Below are 22820 nucleotides of genomic sequence, written 5' to 3'. Positions count from 1 at the left end.
ATATAATATAAAAGCCGCATATTATATGTGATTAATATGCGGCTTTTAAAACTAATATCAATTTAAATTAGTTTACCCTTTATGCTTATCAAACTTAAACGTATGACAATTGCTGCATAATGGTTGTTTGGTTTTATGTTCGCTGTGACACTCTTGGCAAGGTACATCTTTACCATAGTGAAGGTTATTGTGTGGGTTCTGCCACTTGTCTTCTTCACTTCTGGCGGTTTTCTTTGCTAAGTCATCAACATCATGACACTGCAAACAGGACTGATCAGATGGAAACTGCTTGATGCCATTATCATGACAAGTTTTACAGTCTTTACCGATAACCTCTTTATGGTAGTCACGGATCTCTGCTGACTGTACTGATAAGCTGGTTAATCCAAGTAGTACCAGCCCAAGTATAATATTAAAGTTTTTCATTAATGATTCCTCTTGTTCACTGGTCTGGTTAAACGTTCATGAGACTTCTAGCAGCAGTCATGCCCATCACCATACATTCTGGGATAGAGCAACTGCCTAAACGGCTAACGCCATGAATACCACCACACACTTCACCCGCGGCATAAAGACCAGTAATAGACTTACCAGTAAAGCTATCTGTTACTTCGGCTTTGGTATTAACTTTTACACCACCTTGGCAGTAATGCACTTTTGGCCACAAACGAACGACAGTAAATGGCGCTTCGATCATTTTGTTTTTAGCCAACGTCATATCTTTGCCAAACTGCTTATCTTCGCCAGATTTTACATAGCCATTGTATTCAGCGATTTGTGCTTTTAACCCAGCTAGAGGGACACCAAAGTGTGTTGCCAACTCTTCAAGGCTTTCAAACTTCCAACCGACATTGTACTTAATCACTTTTTCGGTATTTGGATGTGCTTTAGAGTCTTTAAAGCTTGAAATCAACAGTGGTGGTACAGGATTACCTTTTTCATCACGGTTGCTTAATTCAGCATCAGCACGTGTTTTACGATCGGCAATTTCATTCATGAAACGCTTACCGGTTGTACGGCTAACAGCAATTGAATGAGGTAAATTGAAAATTGAATAGTTAGACACATAACCAAAGCCACCTTCATCAGGTGAAGCCCAAGGACCTGATTGAATGTGAGCCAAATGCACAGGGATAGCCCCTAAACGGAACATTTCGAACATGCCCTCGCCTGTTGCACCTGGTGCGTTGGTACAACCAACGTCTGCAGTTAAAGTAGGATCTTGAGCCATACGTAAATCAACATTTTGCGCAAAGCCACCGGTAGCCATAATCACACCACGTTTGGCGCGAATATTGAGGACTTTACCAGGCTGGTCTTCGCCAAAGTGATAATTTTGACGCATTTTAACACCAACAACTTCGCCTTTATTACCAACGAGGAATCCTTCAAATTTTGAACGATTGTGGGTGTTTACACCAATACGTTTACACTCTTTGTACAATGGTTGGGTGATACCAGCACCACAACTTACTGAGGTTTGGTAAGTACGTGCAACCGAGTGACCACCTAGTTGTTGTAAGTAAGGATGGTATTCAGAACCTGCATCTAAGGTCATTTGTAACGCTTCAACCGCATGAGATGCGACATGACGCAATAACCCTTCATCGGCAATGCCACGGCCAGACAATAATTGGTCATTAACCATTCTGTCTACCGAGTCTTCAACACCTTCTTTCTTTTGCATCGGCGTGCCTGGTGCGGCAAAAAGCCCACCGTTAATCGCCGAGTTACCACCAAAATAGGACATTTTTTCAAATATATGAACGTCTTTTGCACCATGTTTGGTGGCTTCGATTGCGGCAGCTAACCCCGCAAAACCAGAACCAATAATGACGATTTCAACTTCTTTGTCCCATTTAACACCATCTGCCTTTTCAGACACTGCCATTGCTGGTGCTACCATCGCTGCACCAGCAGCAATACCTAGACCTGCAATAAACTTACGGCGCCCTAATAGATCTATATTGCTCATAGGTTATCACCCCTTTTTATATTATTGACGCTTCATCATATCGATGGAATCAATTCCAAAACGGGAACTATTGTTAATGTTTGGTGAAAATAACAGCGAACATCGACTAATCAATTGTAGGTAGGACTTTCAATGAAATTACTGCATAAGCTTGCTTTTGGAACTGAATCCAAATTGTGAACCGCCCCGCATAACAGCTGGTTTATTCTTTATTTAATCGATATGATTAACCCATTGAGGACGACCTCAGCCTGACATGCACCATGTTTCATCGACAGGTATTCACATCGGGGACGGCCCCATCTGCCATCTACACAGAAGAGCCGCTAATATGTTACTGAATCGCTATATCACCACACTGTTTTCGCCATTATCCATACGTCGCTTTGACAATGATTTGTATCGGGGTTTACTGGCCATCTTGATGCTACTGCCACTCAGCGCCAATGCGACACAAGTTGATACTCCAACAGATAGTCCGTTAACTGCGCAAGTTCGAGTTGGACTTCACGGCATGCTATTGTTTGGCAGTGAATATGGTCTATTTGCCTCGCATTTACCGATGTTTCACCCCCCACATAATGCCCAAGTCGTGTTGCAGCTAACCTTTGATGATCCCCAGATCAACACAGCGGTAATCAACGGCTTAACGTTATCGGCAGCTAGCGGATATCCGATTTGGACCATAGTGCCGCAACAATTTGACCTATCGATGCTATCTCCCGCTCATCCAAGTCATATTGAACATTTAAACGTTGATATTGTTAAAGGCCATTTTGAACGCGGCGGTGAAATGCAATGGAAGAACCAAGGGCTAACCGTGACTAGGGTGTTAGTATTCAATGAATTAGATACTCAGTTCGAGCAACAAAAAACCAGCAACAATACTTACCTTAAGGTTAATAACAACCCTAACGATAAAGTGCAGTTTCTTGTTAAACGCCTGACGACTCGACCCGATGCCGATCATATTGTACGCCTCGATAATGTCGGCAATAGCTTACCCGCAGAAATTGTTATTCCTATTGATACGGCAAAGTTATTTAACAATGAAGCCCAACTTCGTGCTGCATTGCCCGACACAACACCTAAAAACACTTCTCTAGTGGCCCCAAACACAAAGCCAAACATCACTCGTCCAATGACTACGGTTTCAAGAGTGTATATAGAGTTGGATGAACTGAAATGATCCACAAAACTATTGCAGTATTTCAGCATCACCCTGCCGAAGGCGTCGGTAGAATGGCACTGTGGGCTAAACAACACAGTATCGAACTTGAGTGTTTTTATGCACCAGAATCTTTGCCCGAAAATCTCGATGCTTACCGAGGATTAATTATTTTAGGTGGGCCGATGAATGTGGTGGATAACCCTGTTTGGATGCAAACCGAGTCAAGATTAATTAAACAGGCATTAACTCAACAAGTCCCTTTATTGGCCATTTGTTTGGGCGCGCAGTTATTGGCAATTGAACTTGGTGGCCAAGTCATTGATATGCCTAATCCTGAACTGGGTTGGCATGAGGTAACCTTTGCTGATGGTACGATAATGGCTGTGCCGCAGTGGCATTATCAAGCCATTAACTTACCTGACAGTATTGTGTCGCTAGCTCGTTCAGCACAGTGTAATGTGCAAATGTATCACCACCAACAGGCTATTGGTTTGCAGTTTCATCCTGAATGGAATTCCGCGCAAATAGGGCAACTCGTCAGTCATTTTGGTGATGAGTGCCCTGTAACTAACACACCGCACACTCACGCTATGCAAGATACTCTCGAACCGTTCTTTTTTAAGCTACTTACTGAGCACTTTTGTTGAAAATTAGGTGTAATCTATAGCGCAATATATGGCGCCCAGAACTGCATAAAAATTATCAATGCGCCGTAATGGTTCACAAAAGTATTTGATGAAAGTACCTCCGTAAGTGCTTAACGAAATGGTTTACCTATATGTCTTAGTCTAATAACCAAGCCAAATGCTATCGCTAAAAAATAACCGAAAAAAGTCGCTCTATACTTAGCCCTATGTTTGGGCTAAGTATTGCTCGGCACTATATGACTACAGCATGTTTCACTACTGGATCAGGAGTCCACATGAAACCAATAGTCATAACACCAGTAACCAGCAATACCCTAAATAGCAGCAATGCACCGCAACACAGTTGGCTCAACAAAGTACCTGAAATCACGTTGATTTTTTGGGTCATAAAAATGATGTCGACCACCGTTGGTGAAACCGCAGCAGATTATCTTAGCTTCCATCTTCACGTAGGCATGATTAATACCAGCATCATCATGGGAGTATTTTTACTTTTCGCCTTATGGGTGCAGCTTAAACAAAGCCAATATCGCCCAGGTGCATATTGGAGTGTTGTGGTGCTTATCAGTATTTTTGGCACCTTAGTCACCGACATTCTTACAGACAAACTCGATGTGCCTCTACCGGTATCGACAGCGGTGTTTAGCGCATTATTAGCGGCAACATTTACATACTGGTTCAGTAAAGAACGCACCTTATCCATCCACTCCATTGTCACTCTTAAACGTGAGCTATTTTATTGGTTGGCCATTCTATTTACCTTCGCACTTGGTACTGCTGTGGGCGATTGGGTATCGGAAGATATGAATGTAGGTTATGGCATGTCGGCAATCGTATTTGGTGGGTTAATTACGCTGATAAGCCTAGTCTTTTATCGCTTCAAGGCGAATGCCGTATTGTGCTTTTGGCTAGCTTATATATTAACTCGTCCACTCGGTGCATCTATCGGCGACTTACTGTCACAACCCATTCGTAAAGGCGGCCTAGGGTTTGGTACCACCAGCACCAGCATTGTGTTTTTAGTGATTATTATTGCACTTGTGGCATACCTAACCGTTCGCGCCAAACAGCAAAAAAGCCAATAATCTATCAACAAAAGTGAGCATCTATATGGACACACTACAAAAGCAAGCGCTGACTAAAGTGCCACAAGTCACCTTAATATTTTGGTTGGTAAAAATACTGGCCACCACCTTAGGCGAAACGGCAGGAGATGCTTTATCGATGTCGCTTAACCTCGGCTACTTAGTTAGCTCAGTTATTTTTATCGGTTTATTCGCGATAGCGGTAGCAATACAAATTCGCAGTAAACAGTATTCTTCGAGTATTTATTGGGCCACTATTATTGCTACAACGACGGCTGGCACAACCATGGCTGACTTTGCCGACCGCTCACTAGGCATAGGTTATACCGGCGGCACATTGCTACTAGTGAGCTTGTTGTGTATGTCATTTTCAATTTGGTACGTCAGTGCAGGTAGCCTGTCGAATCAGTCGATAAACAATACCAAAACCGAATGTTTTTATTGGGTGACGATTTTACTGTCACAAACCTTAGGTACAGCGCTAGGCGACTGGACAGTAGACAGTGCAGGCCTTGGTTATGATGTCAGTGCGTTAATCTTTGGTAGCCTGTTATTAGTGTTATTAGCTGCCTATCTTTGGAGCTCTATATCTCGCACTCTGTTGTTTTGGCTAAGCTTTATTTTAACCAGACCTTTAGGTGCCGTGGTGGGTGACTTTTTAGATAAACCCATTAGTCATGGTGGATTAGAATTTAGTCGCTTTAGTGCGTCGGCCGCATTACTCTTTGGTATGGTGTTGTGTTTAATGTTATTTAAGCAGCAAGCCGCGACAACACATCATTAATCAAGACTTTTCACTTTGTGTCATTGTGTCCGATTGAGGTGCTATGCGTATTTTATTAGTAGAAGACGATAAAATGATTGGCGATGCCATGCAAAGCGCCTTAAAAGATGTCGCCTATGCGGTTGATTGGATATGCGATGGTGAAGCGGCACTGCACAGTTTACGTTGCCAGCAATACGATGTGGTGTTGCTCGACCTTGGCTTACCTAAACTGGATGGTTTACAAGTAATGCAATATATTCGAGCTCAGCATCCCGCACTGGCGGTGATCATTATTACCGCCAGAGACAGCCTAGAAGACCGAGTCAAAGGGCTCGATTTAGGTGCCGATGATTATGTCGTTAAGCCCTTCGATATAACCGAACTACTGGCACGCATTCGTGCAGTAACAAGGCGCAATGCCAACCAACATACACCTGAGTTAACCAATAATATTGTTTGGCTAAATCCAGCCACACATGAAGCCAAAACCCTCACTCAAGATAATATTTTACTGTCTAACCGCGAGTTCGCCTTACTGCAAACATTGCTTATTCGACCCGGTTCGATTCATTCAAAAAGTGATTTAGAAGAACGAATTTATGGTTGGGGTGAAGAGGTAGAAAGTAATGCGGTAGAGTTTTTAATTCATTGTTTACGTAAAAAATTGGGTACAGAAACCATAAAAAATGTCAGAGGTGTAGGATGGATGGTGTCAAAAAACGCCCCAGTAACTCGTTAAAAACACGCTTATCTTATTGGATTTCAGCAGCCATTTTGTCTGTTGCGATGATAGCCGCCAGCTTTACCTTTAGCAGTGCTTTTGAAGAAGCACATGAGCTACAAGATGATGTATTGCAACAAATGGCAGTGCTATTTGACCATTACTCGCTTACGCTAAACAACGGAACACTCACCCCGTTAAGCCAAGATCAGTTGGAGTTTCAGGTTTCAGTGCAGTTATTGGGTAGCAACTCAGCAAGTAATGCCTTAGCCCAAAATACCCTAGCCTTGCCGAGCAATTTAACCGATGGATTTCATACGGTTAATTTAGCCACCCAATCTTGGCGAGTGTTTGTTCGCACCTTGTCATCCACTCAACGTATCGCCATCGCCCAAGATACTGCTATTCGTGACGATATTGCGTTTGAAACCGCGCTGCATACTCTGATGCCATTGTTAGTATTAATTCCGCTTTTACTGTTATTACTGGGGTATATTCTAGGTAAAATTCTTGGCCCGATTAGTATTTTAGCCCACGAAGTTGACCGTCAAACTGAGCATGACCTACAGCTAATTCCCACCACTCAATTGCCGAGTGAAATTGTGCCCTTTGTTGAGGCAATTAATCGTTTACTCAGCAAAAATAGCCAGGTTATTGCTAGCCAAAAGCGTTTTATTGCCGATGCCGCCCATGAATTAAGATCGCCCATAACTGCACTGTCGTTACAGGCACAACGTCTTCAGCAGACAGAGTTAACGGACGATGCGCGCCAGAAGCTTAATGCACTACAAGCCGGAATAGGTCGCAGTATTCATCTACTAGAACAACTATTGTCGATGGCGCGTCAACAAGACAACAGCGTCCAACAACCTCAAAAAATATCGTTAAAAATGGTGTTCGTTGAGGTGATTGAAGATCTGTACTCACTTGCAGAAGCGAAAGAGATTGATTTGGGCTTTAGCCAAGATAACGACGCCGAACTCAATGCCAATCCTGTCCGTTTAAAAACCTTAATTCACAACCTTATCGACAATGCGATTCGCTACACCCCAAATGGCGGTAAAATTGATTTAAGCATTACTAAAACAGAGCAATACATCAAGATGACCATCAAAGACACTGGTCCTGGTATCGCCACAGATGAAGCTCTAAAAGTGTTTGAACCCTTTTATCGAGTCTTGGGCAGTAACGAATATGGCTCAGGGTTGGGATTAGCGATTGTGGCGAGTATTGTGCAGCAAATGGATGCAAAAATTAGCTTAGCGCCAACCGATGCCGTCAATAACTGCGGGCTTTGCATTACAGTGCAGTTTGCTCTTTAACAGGATTGAGGTGCCGTTTAATCACGCCTGTTATGCCGCATCAACTTATGCAGATGCGGCATCAACAAAGGTCAACTTAGCCTTGATCTCCCTCGCATAAATTACGCCCTGCGGCATAACAGCTTGGCTGACGTGGGCACACTGCTCCACGCGAGCAAATTAGCTGTGCATCTTTTTTAATCCCGCGCTCAATCCAGTTAATATTAAGGATTTTCGCCACACTGATAAGATCCTTTTGGATATGTTTGGGAATAATGATTGAGCCGCCGCCCGTTGAGCAAGCTTGTTTTAATTCATGTGCAATCGACTGCGCATCTTTGCCTTGCGCTTCAATCGCCGGATTTAAATCAATACCCGCACATAACACATGCGGATTACCTGCCGAGTCATCAACCTTAATCGATTCACAGCAATAAATACGCGGTTCATTACCGACATTTAAAATTGATATTTGCGCAGACGTGCCTGCTACTGGCTCGTTAATCATTCTAAACACAGCCCAGTGCTGACAAGGGTCTTCTACCAGGCGCATGTTACCCCAAGGCAAAGGAATGCCATTACCACGATAAACTGCTTTTAGCTTACCCGGTGCGTAGGCATCAAAGTAATGCCAGTGCGGATAAGGCGACACTACCGTCATGCGGCGCATAGCAACAGACGCTGACACCTGCAGTTGTTTATGCACGCTAATCTCATAGCCATGTCGGTCAAGTAACTGCCGATACGGCACTTTAGGACACAACAAAGCACCCGCAAAAAAGCTTGATTCAAAATCACGCCACGCATGCAAAATATCTTGTGCATTCAAGGTGTTTGACTGAGGGACCAGCGCATCATCAAAGTCATCACGGCGACCAGACATCATCACACTTTTTAAGCCGTCTTTATTGTGCAACACACAATGACCTATGTGCACGGCCAAGTCATATCTCAATCTGCTGGGTCTATTTTTCAGAATATTACTGATATAAATGGTTCCCGGTGGCTCAAAAAATGAGGTAACCAACTGCTTAGAACTCAAGCCCATTTCGTTGATAACTTCTTTAGGAGCACGGTCGATCCATTTAATTTTTAAGCCCATGCCTTTGGCAATATCGATAATATCTTCGGTGGCAAGCGGCATACGTTTTAAGCCGACTTCTTCGGCGGCACGCTCTAAATCAGGAAAATGGTTTTGATGATGCTCTTGGTGCGCGCGGATCAGTAAATGAGCAAATTGGCGGCCACTGGTGCCGGTTTGCGACAACATTTCAGGGATGGCAATTTGCAAAATGTCATTGGAGAACAAAAAACTCGGCTCTAGCGGCATACCACTAATGCCACCTTTATTGCCTTTTTCAGGCGTAATCGCTTCATCTTCTGGCACATCATCAAGAAACCATTCCACTTCTTTTTGAAAAACCACTGCAATTACCGCCAACATATCAGCGCTTGGAACACGTTTTCCGCGCTCGATCATTGACAAGTATGACACTGATGGCGAGTTACCTGAGTCAACACGCATACAACGAGCAGACAAGTCTTCCATGGTTAAGTTATTGCGTTTACGCAAGTTTCTTATCTTTGTGCCCAAAAAATGGGTCTTTCGCATTAAGCTTTTATCATTTCTCATTTTGTATAATTCACACTGTAAAATTTTTATTGTGAAATTGTTTGTAAAAATAGCATAGACTAAAAATCAAGCTGCGAACAAGGCTTAATGATAAACAATACTGAAAAAGGTTTTGTGACCTACAACAATACGAAGAGGAATAAGGCGATGAATATGTCTACTCAAGCAAGCGCAACAGCCACCCAAAACCTTAACCGCTTCATTGGTGAGCAATTTGTGGCAAAGACGAATCAACAGGATCGCACCACAAACGCCAAAGACTTTTTGGATGCACAATTTCCATTAACTGAAGGCTCGCACCAAGATGTCAGCAGCTATGTAGTTTACTACACTCACTTATTGGCATTTTTAAAAGACGGCTCTCAGTGTGGTTTACAAAATCCATGTCAATTTGTGGCACTGACGGGTCACAAAAGTGAACCAACATCTGTTGTATTAAAGAATAATGATACCCATGTTGAGATTTGTTTCGACCGCCAAGGACAAATGGGCACCACAGACCAGGCTAATATTGAAGACATTCAAGTTGCGATTCCAATTAAGAATTTGCCGACGCCATACAAGCAATGGATTAGCTTAATCCACACAGGCTGTCAGCCAACTGAAGGCAACTGTAAAGTGTTTACTGCTAAAGATGGTAGCGACTACGCGTTACATCAGCGTTAATGGCTTATCGCGATTACACTGCGAACGTTTAGCAAAAAAGGCTTGTCCCATTAATAATGCGACAAGCCTTTTTGTTACTTAACCATTTTGCTGCGTAGTATCCAATAATGTCGACACGCGTTTATGCCGTCATACTGAGATACTGAGATTATGGCCAAAAGAAGCGTGATGTTTGCGAGATCTCATTAGCAGGTTCCGTTGGCGTTGGATTTTCCAAACTTTGAATTTGGGTCACTTTAAATTGCACTGTTTGTTGCGTGCTATCACTCGTGCGGTTACTCAGGCGGCCACTGAGGGTCAACGGATAATCCAGTTGTTCTGCAGGTTTTATCGCAATCAAACTGTCGGTGACTATTTGCAATGTTTGCTTTTGGGGATCGTCATTGCTGATACTGATTTGATAAAAAGCCATTTGTTGAGTTTTATTGCGAATTTTAAGTTGATAACTGTTTTCAACTTTATCGATACCCACTTGACGATACAAGGTTTGGCGGTCGCGGATTACATTGAGCTGTATATGACTTAAGTGACTTAAATCGCTAATAATCAGCACAATCATGATCAGTAATGCACTGGCGTAACCAAGCGATTTTAGCGACAACAGGCTGGCTTTGGGTTGTCCTTTTAAGGCATTTTCGCTGGTAAAGCTGATTAAATTGGGTGCATAGCCAAATTTTTCCATGGTTTGATTACATGCATCAACACAGGCACCGCAGTTAATACATTCGTATTGCAAGCCGTTACGAATATCAATCCCAGTAGGGCAAACATCAACACATAAATTACAGTCTACACAGTCACCTAGTTCCGTTTTTTGTGAGCGCTTACGTGGCCCGCGAGATTCACCTCGATCAGCATCATAGCTCACGGTTTTAGTATTGGCGTCAAACATCACCGCTTGAAAACGCGAGTAAGGACAGCAATGCAAACACATCATTTCACGCATCCAGCCGGCATTTAAATAAGTGCATATGGCAAAAAACCACACCCAGGTGCCAGTCCAAAAACCACTACTCATGCTAAAAATATCAACATATAACTCGCGTGCAGGCATAAAATAACCAATAAACCCGCAGCCAGTTAGCAAGGCAAACACCATCCACACCGCATGCTTCGTCACTCGTTTACGCACTTTACTCAGTGACCATGGTGCTTTGTCTAATGCCGCTCGATGATGATGATTGCCCTCTACCTTGGCTTCTACCCACATATATATAAAAGTCCACGCGGTTTGCGGACACAAAAAACCACACCAAACTCGGCCCCAGTAAACCGTGACAAAAAACAATGCAAAAGCCGCGGCCATAAAAAACCACGCTAAAACGGTAAAATCTTGTGGCCACAGGGTGATATTGAAGAAAAAGAATTGCTGTTCGGTGACATCAAACAGAATGGCTTGTCGGCCTTGATAATTGATAAATGGGATCATGAAAAAAATCGCAATCAGTAACGTATTACTGTGCTGACGCAGCCGTTGAAATACACCCTTCTGTTCTCGAACCTGAATTTTTGTCGACGGCGTAGCAATTTGCACCACTGGAATCCGTTGTGAAACGGCAGCTTTATCAACTGGCACAGTCGCTGCCGGAGTTTGAGATGATGATTTGGGCATAAATGTATTCCTATAACACAATATTGCCCTGTTATAGCAAAGACTAAGCCAACTTAGATATAATTGTAATTATTTGATTTAAAAAGATTAAAATAAAATACTTATACAACAATGTCACGATATATCACTTTTTACACGATATATCGCGATCTAATAAAACCAATCATAAAAATTAGCGTGTAATGGCTAACTTTTTCATTCGAGATCGTAAGGTACTCGCCGGCATATCTAGCATTGCAGCAGCACCAAACGGGCCAGAAATACGCCAGTGGCTAGCATTTAATACCGCAATAATATGTGCGGCTTCGGCTTGTGCCATGGTTAACGTGCTGGTAGCTAACGGTGTGGCAACCGCTACAGGTAAAGTATTAAACAGTAAATGGCCACTTTGCGATAAAATCATTTCTCGCTCAATCAGGTTTTGCAACTCACGCACGTTACCAGGCCAAGCATATTGCTGTAAATTCTTCAGTCCTTTAGCACTCACCTTAGTGATTTTTTTACCGAGTTTTTTGCTCAGTGATGCGACTAAATCACTGACTAATTGCGGAATATCTTCGCGGCGCTCTCGTAACGGCGGCACGGTAATTGGAAATACGTTCAAGCGGTAATATAAGTCCATGCGAAACAAGCCTTGCTCTACTCGCGCGGTTAAATCGTGATGGGTGGCAGCCACTAAGCGAATATTGACCTTAATGGTTTCACTACTGCCAACGCGCTCGAAGCTTTGCTCTTGAATCACCCGTAACAATTTAGATTGTGCCGATAAGCTCAACTCGGCAATTTCATCTAAAAATAAGGTGCCATTATTGGCCAATTCAAATCGGCCTTTGCGACGCGCTGTAGCACCAGTAAATGCGCCTTTTTCATGACCAAACAGCTCACTTTCCAGCAATGCGGTCGAAAATGCGGCGCAGTTAACACTCACCATCGGCTGGTCTTTACGATGACTTAGCCTGTGTAAGTTACGCGCAACTAACTCTTTGCCGGTGCCGTTTTCACCGCAAATGAGTACGGTACTGTCGGTATTAGCGACCAAGTGGATCTGTTGCATGAGTTGATTGATAGGTTGGCTGTTACCCGATATTCCTGACGCGCCTTGCTGACCTTGTAGCTCAGTGAGTAAGTATTGATTTTCTGATGCTAACCGTTCTGACAAAGCCTGCACTTGCGCTAATGCTTGTCTCAATGATTGCTCGGTATGTTTTTGCATGCTTACATCACGAAATATCGCGATAACACCGACGAGTTGTTGCTGATCATATACTGGGGTTGAGCTGTAATACACCGGAAAGCTGCTGCCATCTTTGCGCCAAAATACATCTTCGTTCACTTGCCGAGGAATAGCATCTTGTAAGGTGCGATAAATGGGGCAGTCATGTTGAGGATAATGACTACCATCTGCATGACTATGATGATGGCAGTCGTGAATATTTCGGCCAATTAATTCGGCACTTTTCCAGCCTGTCATTTGCTCTGCTGCGGGGTTAATGAACACCGCATTACCGGCTAAATCAAAACCATACACGCCCTCTGTCATGGCATTAAGCAACAGAGTATTTTTAGGCAAAAAATGATCGGAGCCAATATATTCAGGGGTTGTAGAGTCAGTCATAGCCAATCTTAAGGTTACTAGTACATAGACTCATTATAACCATTGTAAAACATAAGTCGCGAAATATCGCGACTTCGCTTAACCATAATGACTTGTTATCGTGATTCCCATGAATCATCAAAATAATAAGCTGATTTAAGCCTTTTTTACGTTAACGTCGAATTTCAATGTCGCCAGCTCACAAATCTAGTAGCCTCGGTTGTCTATATTAGCGAGCGGTATTCTGCGACTTTTGCATTTGTGTCATGTCGACCATCATCTGGCTGGCGATTGAAAAAATACAGTAACCTAAAAAATAATAGAAACCGATTTCAAACTGAGATTGAGTCTTAAGCATGTCGCCCATTCCAGCTGACGCATTACCTGCCATGTAAGTCACAATAATTGCGACCACAAACACATCGGCCATAGACCATTTGCCGATACCACTGATCATTTTGCTCAATCTTTGCTTAATTAAGGGTGGCACTGGCAGCAGTAATATGAGCATGGTGATTAACTTAACGGCAGGGATCACAATACTGAATAACCCGACCAACATGGCAACGACGAAATGATGTGATTGGTATAGTGCTGAAATGGTATCAATGATACTGCGGCTATTACGAAAAACCTCTACTTCACCTTCTAGCGTATCTAGCCCTAACATACTGGCGGCAATATCCAATATTCCACGGGTATTAGCACGAGAGTCTTCCGTTAAATCTTGGATTAACATATCCTTACCCGTATCCACTAACTGCGACTTTTCAATGGTGCCTGTTATCGTTAACATCGGTTCTGTCACGCCGGGAATAAGCAGGATTAACGATATCAGTACTAAACTGATGGATACATACATTTTCATGAACACCTCGTTTGCTGATGTATACCGAAACAAATAGTCGCATTAAGCTGTGATGATGCTGTATTTTGATTCTTGTAGGTTATGATGCCATATTACGTAGACCATTAACCACTACGCGGCACTCTTGCTACACTCTTAATAATGAGGCCAATACATGCCAATAAATCCATTTACGACATGTTTGTTGTGTTTAACGTATTTTTTTTCAGCGGCAGTGACTGCGGCTACTTTGACGATTAATGTTACCGATGCGCAAGGCGTGATGCTAAGCGATAGCGTGGTAGAGTTAATTTCTATGTCACCATCTAATACAACGCCATCGACCTTAGCTCCTTACCAAATGCGCCAACAAAATCGAGTGTTCTCACCTTTTGTATTGGCAGTGCCGCAAGGTGCCAAGGTTGATTTTCCTAATTTAGATCGCACTCGGCACCATGTTTATTCATTTTCTGAAGCCAAACAATTTGAGTTAAAATTGTATGTAGGCACAACTGAAGACCCGATTACATTTGATAAACCTGGTTTAGTTGCCATAGGCTGCAATATTCATGATTACATGCAGGCCTTTATTTATGTGGCCAGCAGTCCTTATTTTTCGGTGAGTGATACACAAGGTAAACTCCAATTAACAGATATACCTGCAGGCGAATACCAGGTCAACATTTGGCATCCTTGGCAAATAACGGCAACACCTTCATCTTTGGTCATTGTAAGCAATGACGATAATCAGTTAACGTTTAGCATTGATGTTGAACACCAAGATAAACCATCGTCGCCACCTAGCGGCTTTGGTAGTTACCCTCAAGCAAGCGATGTCACGGGATAGCATGCCTACTAGTTTTCGCAACCGGCTGATAATAGCTTTCCTATTAATACTGACCTTAATGCAGTTAACCACTGCCTTGTTTGTATTAAGCGCAACTCAGCGAGATTTTCGCCAACAGCAAACTCAAAACCTTAATATTGGTTCCAATATTTTTGTCGAAATGTTATCGAACCGAAGCGATCAGCTAAATCAAAGTTTGTCGTTACTCAGTGCGGACTTTGGTTTTAAACGCGCCGTTGCCACTGGCGAGCAAGATACAATATCGTCAGTGTTAGCCAACCATGGCAGGCGCATTAATGCTGACGCTGCTATTTTATTATCTCCACAGGGAAAACTACTGTCATCAAGCTTGCAAGGGCTCACTGCAGCTAATGTCGATGAGTTATTTGCATTAACCAAGAATCGCTCAACCACGTTCGAAATTTTCAATTATGACCACAGTAGTTACCAATTTGTGTTGCAACCCGTCAAAGCGCCAACATTAATAGCTTGGGTCGGCATGGGCTTCACTATGGACAAGAATGTCGCAGACCAAGCCAAAACCATTACCGGAATTGATATCAGTTTTATCAACCAGTCCGCTGGCAGAATAGAAATTGTCTCGACCCTAGCCCAAGCTCAACAACAAGATGTTTTAGCGCGTATTAACCTATTAGCAAAAACAGTGGATAAGGTCAGCGATGACATACCATCAAACTACTTATCGACCACCATTGCGTTAGATAAAAATAGTGGTCATCAGTGGGCGGTACTGCATCAATCAAATGTTAAGTGGCAGCAAAATTACGATGCCCTGCGCAATAACATGTTAATTATATTCGCGATAACGTGTTTACTGGCGTTTATGATTGCCGCTTGGTTTTCTGGCGGCTTAACGAAACCCATTTATGCATTAGTTAATTTTGCTCGCAAAGTCGGCCAAGGTGAAAACCCTCCGCCGATTAAAGGTGCACCCGCTGAGTTACAAGTATTAGCCAACACCTTATCGATAATGCGTGAAAATATTGAATCGCGCGAAAACGATTTAGTTTATCAATCACAACACGATAACCTCACGGGTTTATATAATCGCTTGGCCGCTAAACAACAACTCAGCCTGCTGCTGAGTAAAATGCATGGCAGTTTAGTGATGATAGACATTAAAAACTTTCGCCATTTAAATAACATCATTGGATTTGCCAATGCCGACGATTTATTGGTGTTGTTTGCCAGCCGTTTAGAAAGCTTATCCCCAACGGCCCAACTAATATCGCGCTTGGATGGCGACTCGTTTTTGTTGCTATTCCAACCGAGTATTCCGCTTGAAAAGCTTGATAACTATCTACGACAATTAACTAATCCATTTTCTATTCAGGGCTCAAAAATAAGTGTCAATGTGCGGGTAGGGATTGTTGATTTATCCAGTGACTATGACTGTAATGATATTGATACTTTAATTCGCCATGCTGAAATTGCATTAAATCAAGCCCGAGTGGAATCCCTAGGCATAGCCACTTATCAACAAGGTGAAGATGAACGCTATTTACGTGAATTAATGATTATCCGTGATTTACCGATTGCCTTAGCACAAGGGCAGTTGCATTTGGTGTTTCAACCTAAAGTGAATATTCAGAGCAATCATTGCCATGGCGCAGAAACCCTGATCCGCTGGCAGCATCCTGAACTGGGGTTTATCCCGCCGGATGAGTTCATTCGTTTAGCGGAAAACTCAGGTAATATCTCGATGATCAGCGACTGGGTATTAAATACTACCATTAAGCAGCTAGCCAAATGGCAGCAACAAGGTATTTCGCTGACGGTGGCGATTAATTTATCTGCCCATGATCTCACTAATCCTCAGCTGCCGTTAGACATTGAACAGTTACTGATTAGCAATAATTTACCGATTAACGCTCTGTCGATAGAGGTGACCGAAGGTGCTGTGATGAAAGATGCACAAACGGTGATTGCTGTTTTACAGCAGTTTAGAAATATCGGCTTAGCCATTGCCATCGATGACTTTGGTACCGGGCACTCTTCATTAGCTTACTTAAAGTTACTGCCCGTTAATGAAGTGAAGATTGATCGCAGTTTTATTAAAGATATTCATACTGATGCAACTGATTTAATGATTGTCGATAGCAGCATTAGACTGATTAAAGGACTTAATTTATCCGTCGTGGCTGAAGGCGTTGAATCTGTAGAAGGCATCAATATTCTGCGCGGGCTAAATTGCGATATAATTCAAGGTTATGTGTATTCAAAACCGCTTAAAGCAGATGATTTTATTGTGTGGTTCCAGCAATTTAATCAATCTAACAATCAGCCCCCCAGTTAAGGATACGCTACGTTAATGTATCAACTAATGTGCATTCTATTATCGGTGCTATTAAGCCTCATCAGTGCTTCTGCTCACGCTGAGACAAGTAAAGTAATCGCTACTGGTGGCGCCACAACTATTGAGGGTAGTGCTGGTGGAGGAATAGTACCTTGGGCAGTCATTAATGGTTATGCAAGCTCAGACCAATGGTCTTTCACAGCAATGAATACTGCCGTCTATGTTGACGATTTTACATTACATTCTATTGGCGCATCCTTAAGCATTGATAACCGCTTTGAACTCAGTATGGCTAAGCAAACTTTTGATCTAGACACCCTAGGCGGCAAACTGGGCCAAGATATTGTTGGGGTAAAATACAAACTAGCCGGTGAAGTGCTATACACCGCCATGCCACAAATTAGCTTAGGGCTACAATATAAACGGGTGGACGACTTTGCATTACCGCAAGCTGTTGGGGCAAGGGATGACTGGGGAGTTGATATCTATTTAGCTGCCAGTAAAGTCTATTTTGATGCCATTGCTGGCCGTAATCTGGTGACTAACTTAACCCTCAGAGCAACCAAAGCTAACCAAACTGGTTTGCTTGGTTTTGGTACTGCGACGAACAACGATTACCAACTGCAAGCTGAAGCCTCTATTGCGGTGTTATTAACCGATAATATTGCACTGGGTTATGAATACAAACAAAAGCCTGATCAACTTGGTTTTGCAGAAGAAAATGATTGGCAGGATATTTTTATGGCTTGGTTTGTTAATAAACACCTTTCTGTTGTAGGCGCTTATGTTGATTTAGGCAGCATTGCCGGATTTGAGCAACAGCAAGGGTGGTATTTATCTGTAGAGGGAACGCTGTAATGGTTAATATTGTTAAACATCATATAGTCGTTTTTGGCGCGTTGTTATTCCTGTCTGTTGCCTGTGCAAGCCAACCCACAACTCTATATCAGCAACTGGGAGGAGATAAAGGCGTCAGGATGATTACCGATGACTTTCTAGCCCATTTATCCCAAGACAAACGTATTCTGCATCATTTTGAACAAACTGATATTCAGATTTTTCGCCAACGGCTTATTGAGCATTTATGTGTAATCAGTGGCGGAGAATGTGTGTACCAAGGTGCATCCATGTTTGATGCACATATTGGATTACACATTAGCCAAGCTGACTTTGATGCCGTTGTGGGTCATTTAATCGAAGCACTTAAACAACAGCATATCCCACTAGCAACCCGCAATGCATTACTGGCTAAATTAGCACCACTGTATCAAGATATTATCGAACATTAGCTGAGCAACCGTTTATGATGATAACCGATTAGTAAAACTGGCTGGGATCGACATCAAGCATACTTGGTGATACGCCACGTTCAATATGCAATTCTGATTTAAGCAAATCAACCATAGTCACTTCAGTGTAGCGCTTATGTTTAATCGAATAAAAACACTTAACAATAGGATGCAACGCATCACGCCCTTTAGAGTCCCATACTATTCCGACTCGTTCATCCGATAGCTGCACCAATGAACCGACTGGATATATTCCCACACAGCGAATGAACTCATAAACAAGCTTTTGATCAAGATGAAATGGGGTCAAGCTTATCAAAATTTTAAACGCTGCCGCCGGGCTCATGGCTTCTTTGTAGCAACGCGAAGCAGTTAATGCATCAAAAATATCAACAATACAGCTCATACGCCCATGTTGAGGAATTTGTTCATCTTTTAAACCATTAGGGTAACCACGGCCATCGAGTTTTTCATGATGCATTAAGCACACATCTTTACTCACTTGCGATAAGCCTTTTGTTTCATTCATGATTTCAATTGCATAAAACTGATGCAATTTCATGTGCTCAAATTCTTCTGGGGTTAGCTTACCTGGTTTGTGCAAAATTTCGTTATCGACCTGGATTTTGCCAATATCATGCAAAATCCCCCCCACAGCCATCTGCTTTAGCAGTTCACGATCAAGCTTAAGATGTTTACCAAAAGTCACCAATAAAAAGGCAACATTAATAGAATGTTCAAGCAAATAAGCATCTTTGGTACGCAGTGCAGAAATACACTTAAATGCATCCGCATCGTCCATAACAGACTCAATCATTTTGTCGGCAACATCTTCAAATTGACTGACTTCAATGGCTTTACCGCTGAAGGTTTCCGACATCACTTTTTGAATTAAGCCTTTTGCTTCAGCAAGTAGCTTTTTTGCCTGCACTTGTTGACCATCTCGAGTGACAGTCGCTTTACGTACCAATAAACTGCTAGCAGAGCTCGATTTACCTGCTGTTTTTAGCCCGCAAGTATCTGAAGATCGATCAACATCAACCCACACAAGCAGAATGTTATTTTTTTTCAGCTTTAAAATTGCATCACGATGTTTGATTTGTCCGGGATTACGAATAGCCACCTTACTTTGCTGATGATCTATTGCCGTCACAAACATGCCTAAAGCAAGTTTATCGATGGGGATTTTAATGACATTGCTTGATTCCACAGAATCATTCATTGTAACAATTACTCCGAAAGAGAACTTTAATAACGGGATCTAGCTCACATAATACTAGCTATATTTTGAACTACTTTAGCTCGTTCGCCTACTTCTTTTAGGGAAATATTACCGTATGGTCACATTCCGATTCACGATCTCTGTAAAAATCTCAACGAGAAACAATCAAGCTGTTGTTGATGATATTGAGTAACTTGCTGCCGCATCATTTACAGTACAAAGATGCTGGTAAAGAGTACGCTATATTAGCAATTCAGATCACACGCTTTCATCTTGCCAATTGACACAATTTAATAGGTTTATTAACGTTAACTCTTATGTTGTTATACGAGAGGTATAGATTGGCTGGTCACTTTTTTTCATCACAATTTAGCGAGTTAATTACTAAGCTCGAACAACTTCGCAATGTGCCGATCTGTGACCCTATCGTGCAGTTATCTGTAGAGACTGCTGCGCTGCCATTAATATCTTGGTTAAGCGCTCAAACCATATACCCAAAAATCTATTGGCACGGCCGCGATAGAAACGAAGATGTCGCCGCCATAGGCTCATGCAAAACGTTTTATTTTGCCGACCAAGTTGACGACAATGCCCTAGCGCAAATTTATCAACAGCAACGCAATAAAACCAATCATCAAGATATTCGTTATTATGGCGGTTTAGCGTTTGATCGCACTGTAGAATGTTGGCCTGAGTTTGGTCGTGCGCACTTTATATTACCCAGAATTGAATTACGCCGTAGCGGTAATCACGTCAGAGTATTAGTGAATCTTAATTTTGAAAATGGTGAGCCTGAAGACGAAATACAATCTGCCCTAAATGCTATCGCAATGGTGCAAAAGCCACGTCCTTTGTCGCCGCCGAATAAACTCACATTAATGGGTCGGAGTGATTTACCTAATTTTTCACGTTGGAAAGAGTTAGTTGAACAAGTCACTCAAGCAAATTTTATCAACTCAACACCTAAAGTCGTATTATCACGCCACAGCCAAATAGATGTAGATGACAATATTGACCCGTGGACAGTACTAGCATGTTGGCAAGGCCGTAATCCGAATAGTTTTCAATTTGGATTCCAATTTAGCCCTGAACGCGCATTTATTTCTTGCTCACCAGAACGGTTATATTTACGTCGCCAACAGGAACTGTTTACCGAAGCATTAGCAGGAACAACTGTCCGAGGGCTCAATCCAGAAGAAGATAATGTACTGGCACAGGCATTATTAGATGACATTAAAAATAGCCATGAAAATCAGTTAGTCAGAAAACATATTGTCGATGTGCTCACACCGTTAAGCCAATATGTAGGTGCTGATGAGCAACCTAAAATTTTCAAGCTTAATCATATTCAACATTTGCACCGCGCTATTCGAGCGCAGTTAAAGCCGGGCGTTAGTGATTTTGAATTATTACGCGCACTGCACCCCACTCCCGCCGTGGGTGGATTACCGCGCGAGGCTGCACTGAACTTTATTCGCCAGCGAGAAGGTTATGCAAGAGGTTGGTATGCTGGAGCTTGTGGTTATTTAAATCATCATGAATCAGAGTTTTCAGTCGCAATTAGAAGTGCACTGATAGAGCCGAGAAGAATCAATTTATTTGCTGGCGCAGGCATTGTTGCAGGCTCAGATCCTGAAGCTGAATGGCAAGAACTGGAAAATAAGTTAGCCACAGTTCTGTCTATTTTAATCGACTTTTAATCTTCCTCAGCGAACTAAAACCAATAGCGTTATCCTCGACGAAATCTTTCGCTTGTGCAAAGCACATGCTATTATCCCGCCCCCGCGTTTGCCAACACCTTGGTATTGCCTTCAATATGGCCTAACTAATGGATGTGTGTAACGTAAACTCGGCCAATAAACTACAATAATAATAATCTCTATAACAGACGTAAGCTTATCTGTTTAACGGCGGCTAAATAGCCTCGTTAGCATAAGTACTTACTGCTAACTAAATTCATAGCGGGTTCCCTCACCCCGCGCTAACCCAATTAAAAAGGCCACAATATGTTGACGTTAACCCAGGCGAAATATCGCCGAGCACTGATGCTATTAGTCAGTTTTCATATCTTAATTATTTGCGCAAGCAACTACCTTGTCCAACTGCCATTTCAGCTGTTTAGCTACCACACCACTTGGGGTGCTTTTAGCTTTCCATTTGTATATCTAGCGACTGATTTAACCGTGAGAGTTTTTGGTCAGCAAGCCGCTAGAGGCATTATCCTCAAAGCCATGATACCGGCACTTGTCGTGTCGTATTTAGTCGGCGTATTGTTTCATCAAGGTCAATTGCAAGCGTTTAGCGCTTTAGCTGAGTGGAATAATTTTGTATTTCGTATCGCTTTTGCCAGCTTTGTGGCTTACTTAATTGGCCAGCTCATGGATATCACTGTATTTGCAAAATTACGTCAGGCCAAAGCTTGGTGGGTCGCACCTGCTGCATCAACATTAATTGGTAACTTAGTTGATACCTTAGTGTTTTTCAGTGTAGCGTTTTATGCCTCAAACGATGCGTTTATGGCAACACACTGGCCAGAAATAGCCACGGTGGATTACGCCTTTAAGCTGATAGTGAGCCTAGGTTTATTTTTGCCCGCTTATGGTGTGTTACTAAAAGTGCTGCAAGACAAGATTCTACTTAATGACGGCAACGATAATGACAACGTTGTTATCCAAGTGAGCAAATGAGCAAGTGAGCAAGTGAGCAAGTGAGCATCATAGTATTTGCGTAAACGTTTAATCTAGATAATAGGTTTAATTTAGATAACAGGTTTATTTAAATGATTGCTTGATTTACATAAGCAGTTAATCAATAAAAGCGACTGTCGGCTTAATTAATTATGCCGACAGTAAGCGACATTGATGCGGCGTTTATAATGTTTTCGACAGCTGGGATGACGACATTCCGTTTTAATTCTCACCTGAGGCTATATAACTAAATAGTGTAGATTAAAGCGGATTTACACAGAACTTCACTCTATATCTCTGCGCAGTAGCTCTAGTAAGGCTAATAGTATATTCAGACAGTACAAACCCATTTGCCATTACGCTAAACAACGCTTAAATCCACATAAAAATAGTTTCATTTAATAAACACATCTAAATAGAATGGCAAAAGGCTAATAGAG

General features: G+C 42.3%; 20 protein-coding genes. 13 read left to right on the top strand and 7 right to left on the bottom strand.

All coding sequences use genetic code 11. From position 1 onward, the window contains the following. Nucleotides 1-72: 72 nt before the first annotated feature. Both H5125_RS17895 and H5125_RS17890 read right to left on the bottom strand, forming a co-directional pair. Entirely contained in the window at nucleotides 73-426 is a 354-nt protein-coding gene (locus H5125_RS17895) for a cytochrome c3 family protein (protein WP_011639305.1), read from the bottom strand. A 28-nt stretch (nucleotides 427-454) separates the two neighbouring features. Further along, complete coding sequence (locus H5125_RS17890; RefSeq protein WP_101088569.1) at nucleotides 455-1975, bottom strand: flavocytochrome c; 1521 nt, start codon at nucleotides 1973-1975, stop codon at nucleotides 455-457. Nucleotides 1976-2306: 331 nt separating this feature from the next. Between H5125_RS17890 and H5125_RS17885 the strand changes: the two genes are divergently transcribed. From H5125_RS17885 to H5125_RS17860, 6 genes are all read left to right on the top strand, one after another. Then, nucleotides 2307-3164, top strand: coding sequence for a hypothetical protein (locus tag H5125_RS17885; RefSeq protein WP_182744921.1), 858 nt, complete (start codon nucleotides 2307-2309; stop codon nucleotides 3162-3164). Beyond that, nucleotides 3161-3793, top strand: coding sequence for a type 1 glutamine amidotransferase (locus H5125_RS17880; protein WP_182744920.1), 633 nt, complete (start codon nucleotides 3161-3163; stop codon nucleotides 3791-3793). Before H5125_RS17885 ends, H5125_RS17880 begins: the two co-directional genes overlap by 4 nt. Nucleotides 3794-4068: 275 nt before the next feature. Next, the gene (locus H5125_RS17875) at nucleotides 4069-4878 is read left to right on the top strand and encodes a hypothetical protein (RefSeq protein WP_182744919.1); all 810 of its coding nucleotides are present in this window, start codon (nucleotides 4069-4071) and stop codon (nucleotides 4876-4878) included. Nucleotides 4879-4903: 25 nt separating this feature from the next. Beyond that, complete coding sequence (locus H5125_RS17870) at nucleotides 4904-5662, top strand: hypothetical protein (RefSeq protein WP_182744918.1); 759 nt, start codon at nucleotides 4904-4906, stop codon at nucleotides 5660-5662. 43 nt (nucleotides 5663-5705) lie between these two features. Next, nucleotides 5706-6383: a response regulator transcription factor gene (locus H5125_RS17865; protein ID WP_182744917.1), complete on the top strand. Its 678-nt coding sequence runs from the start codon at nucleotides 5706-5708 to the stop codon at nucleotides 6381-6383. Next, complete coding sequence (locus H5125_RS17860) at nucleotides 6347-7687, top strand: HAMP domain-containing sensor histidine kinase (protein ID WP_182744916.1); 1341 nt, start codon at nucleotides 6347-6349, stop codon at nucleotides 7685-7687. The genes H5125_RS17865 and H5125_RS17860 overlap by 37 nt, the downstream gene beginning before the upstream one ends. A 76-nt stretch (nucleotides 7688-7763) precedes the next feature. Here the strand turns inward: H5125_RS17860 and H5125_RS17855 are convergent, their stop codons facing one another. After that, a complete protein-coding gene (locus H5125_RS17855) occupies nucleotides 7764-9299 on the bottom strand; it encodes a DUF3612 domain-containing protein (protein ID WP_101088576.1) in 1536 nt (511 codons plus the stop codon). 153 nt (nucleotides 9300-9452) lie between these two features. Between H5125_RS17855 and H5125_RS17850 the strand changes: the two genes are divergently transcribed. Continuing rightward, on the top strand, nucleotides 9453-9965 hold the full coding sequence (locus H5125_RS17850) for a malate synthase (protein ID WP_259395485.1): 513 nt from the start codon (nucleotides 9453-9455) through the stop codon (nucleotides 9963-9965). 148 nt (nucleotides 9966-10113) lie between these two features. Here the strand turns inward: H5125_RS17850 and ccoG are convergent, their stop codons facing one another. The 3 genes from ccoG to H5125_RS17835 all read right to left on the bottom strand — a co-directional run bounded on the left by ccoG (nucleotide 10114) and on the right by H5125_RS17835 (nucleotide 14039). Next, nucleotides 10114-11577, bottom strand: a complete 1464-nt coding sequence (gene ccoG, locus H5125_RS17845; protein WP_182744914.1) for a cytochrome c oxidase accessory protein CcoG — start codon at nucleotides 11575-11577, stop codon at nucleotides 10114-10116. A gap of 172 nt (nucleotides 11578-11749) precedes the next feature. After that, on the bottom strand, nucleotides 11750-13192 hold the full coding sequence (locus tag H5125_RS17840; RefSeq protein ID WP_162024141.1) for a sigma-54-dependent Fis family transcriptional regulator: 1443 nt from the start codon (nucleotides 13190-13192) through the stop codon (nucleotides 11750-11752). 208 nt (nucleotides 13193-13400) lie between these two features. Continuing rightward, entirely contained in the window at nucleotides 13401-14039 is a 639-nt protein-coding gene (locus H5125_RS17835) for a paraquat-inducible protein A (protein WP_101088579.1), read from the bottom strand. A gap of 154 nt (nucleotides 14040-14193) precedes the next feature. Between H5125_RS17835 and H5125_RS17830 the strand changes: the two genes are divergently transcribed. The 4 genes from H5125_RS17830 to H5125_RS17815 are packed head-to-tail and all read left to right on the top strand — an operon-like array spanning nucleotide 14194 to nucleotide 18471. After that, a complete protein-coding gene (locus H5125_RS17830) occupies nucleotides 14194-14865 on the top strand; it encodes a methylamine utilization protein (protein ID WP_182744913.1) in 672 nt (223 codons plus the stop codon). A gap of 1 nt (nucleotide 14866) precedes the next feature. After that, on the top strand, nucleotides 14867-17182 hold the full coding sequence (locus H5125_RS17825; protein WP_182744912.1) for a bifunctional diguanylate cyclase/phosphodiesterase: 2316 nt from the start codon (nucleotides 14867-14869) through the stop codon (nucleotides 17180-17182). 15 nt (nucleotides 17183-17197) lie between these two features. Then, complete coding sequence (locus tag H5125_RS17820; RefSeq protein ID WP_182744911.1) at nucleotides 17198-18040, top strand: DUF3034 family protein; 843 nt, start codon at nucleotides 17198-17200, stop codon at nucleotides 18038-18040. After that, complete coding sequence (locus tag H5125_RS17815) at nucleotides 18040-18471, top strand: group 1 truncated hemoglobin (RefSeq protein ID WP_182744910.1); 432 nt, start codon at nucleotides 18040-18042, stop codon at nucleotides 18469-18471. The genes H5125_RS17820 and H5125_RS17815 overlap by 1 nt, the downstream gene beginning before the upstream one ends. 28 nt (nucleotides 18472-18499) lie before the next feature. Here the strand turns inward: H5125_RS17815 and H5125_RS17810 are convergent, their stop codons facing one another. Next, nucleotides 18500-19693: an HD-GYP domain-containing protein gene (locus H5125_RS17810; protein WP_101088584.1), complete on the bottom strand. Its 1194-nt coding sequence runs from the start codon at nucleotides 19691-19693 to the stop codon at nucleotides 18500-18502. A gap of 317 nt (nucleotides 19694-20010) precedes the next feature. Between H5125_RS17810 and H5125_RS17805 the strand changes: the two genes are divergently transcribed. Then, nucleotides 20011-21393 carry an isochorismate synthase MenF gene (locus H5125_RS17805; protein ID WP_101088585.1) on the top strand — a complete coding sequence of 461 codons (1383 nt, stop codon included), beginning with the start codon at nucleotides 20011-20013 and terminating at the stop codon, nucleotides 21391-21393. 306 nt (nucleotides 21394-21699) lie between these two features. After that, nucleotides 21700-22380 (top strand): 7-cyano-7-deazaguanine/7-aminomethyl-7-deazaguanine transporter, encoded by a 681-nt coding sequence (locus tag H5125_RS17800; RefSeq protein ID WP_182744909.1) that lies wholly within the window; start codon nucleotides 21700-21702, stop codon nucleotides 22378-22380. Nucleotides 22381-22820: the final 440 nt, after the last annotated feature.

This window comes from Shewanella sp. SR44-4, assembly GCF_014163715.1.
In the GTDB taxonomy this organism is placed as follows: Bacteria; Pseudomonadota; Gammaproteobacteria; order Enterobacterales; family Shewanellaceae; genus Shewanella.
This window is presented reverse-complemented; position numbering and strand designations above follow the sequence as displayed.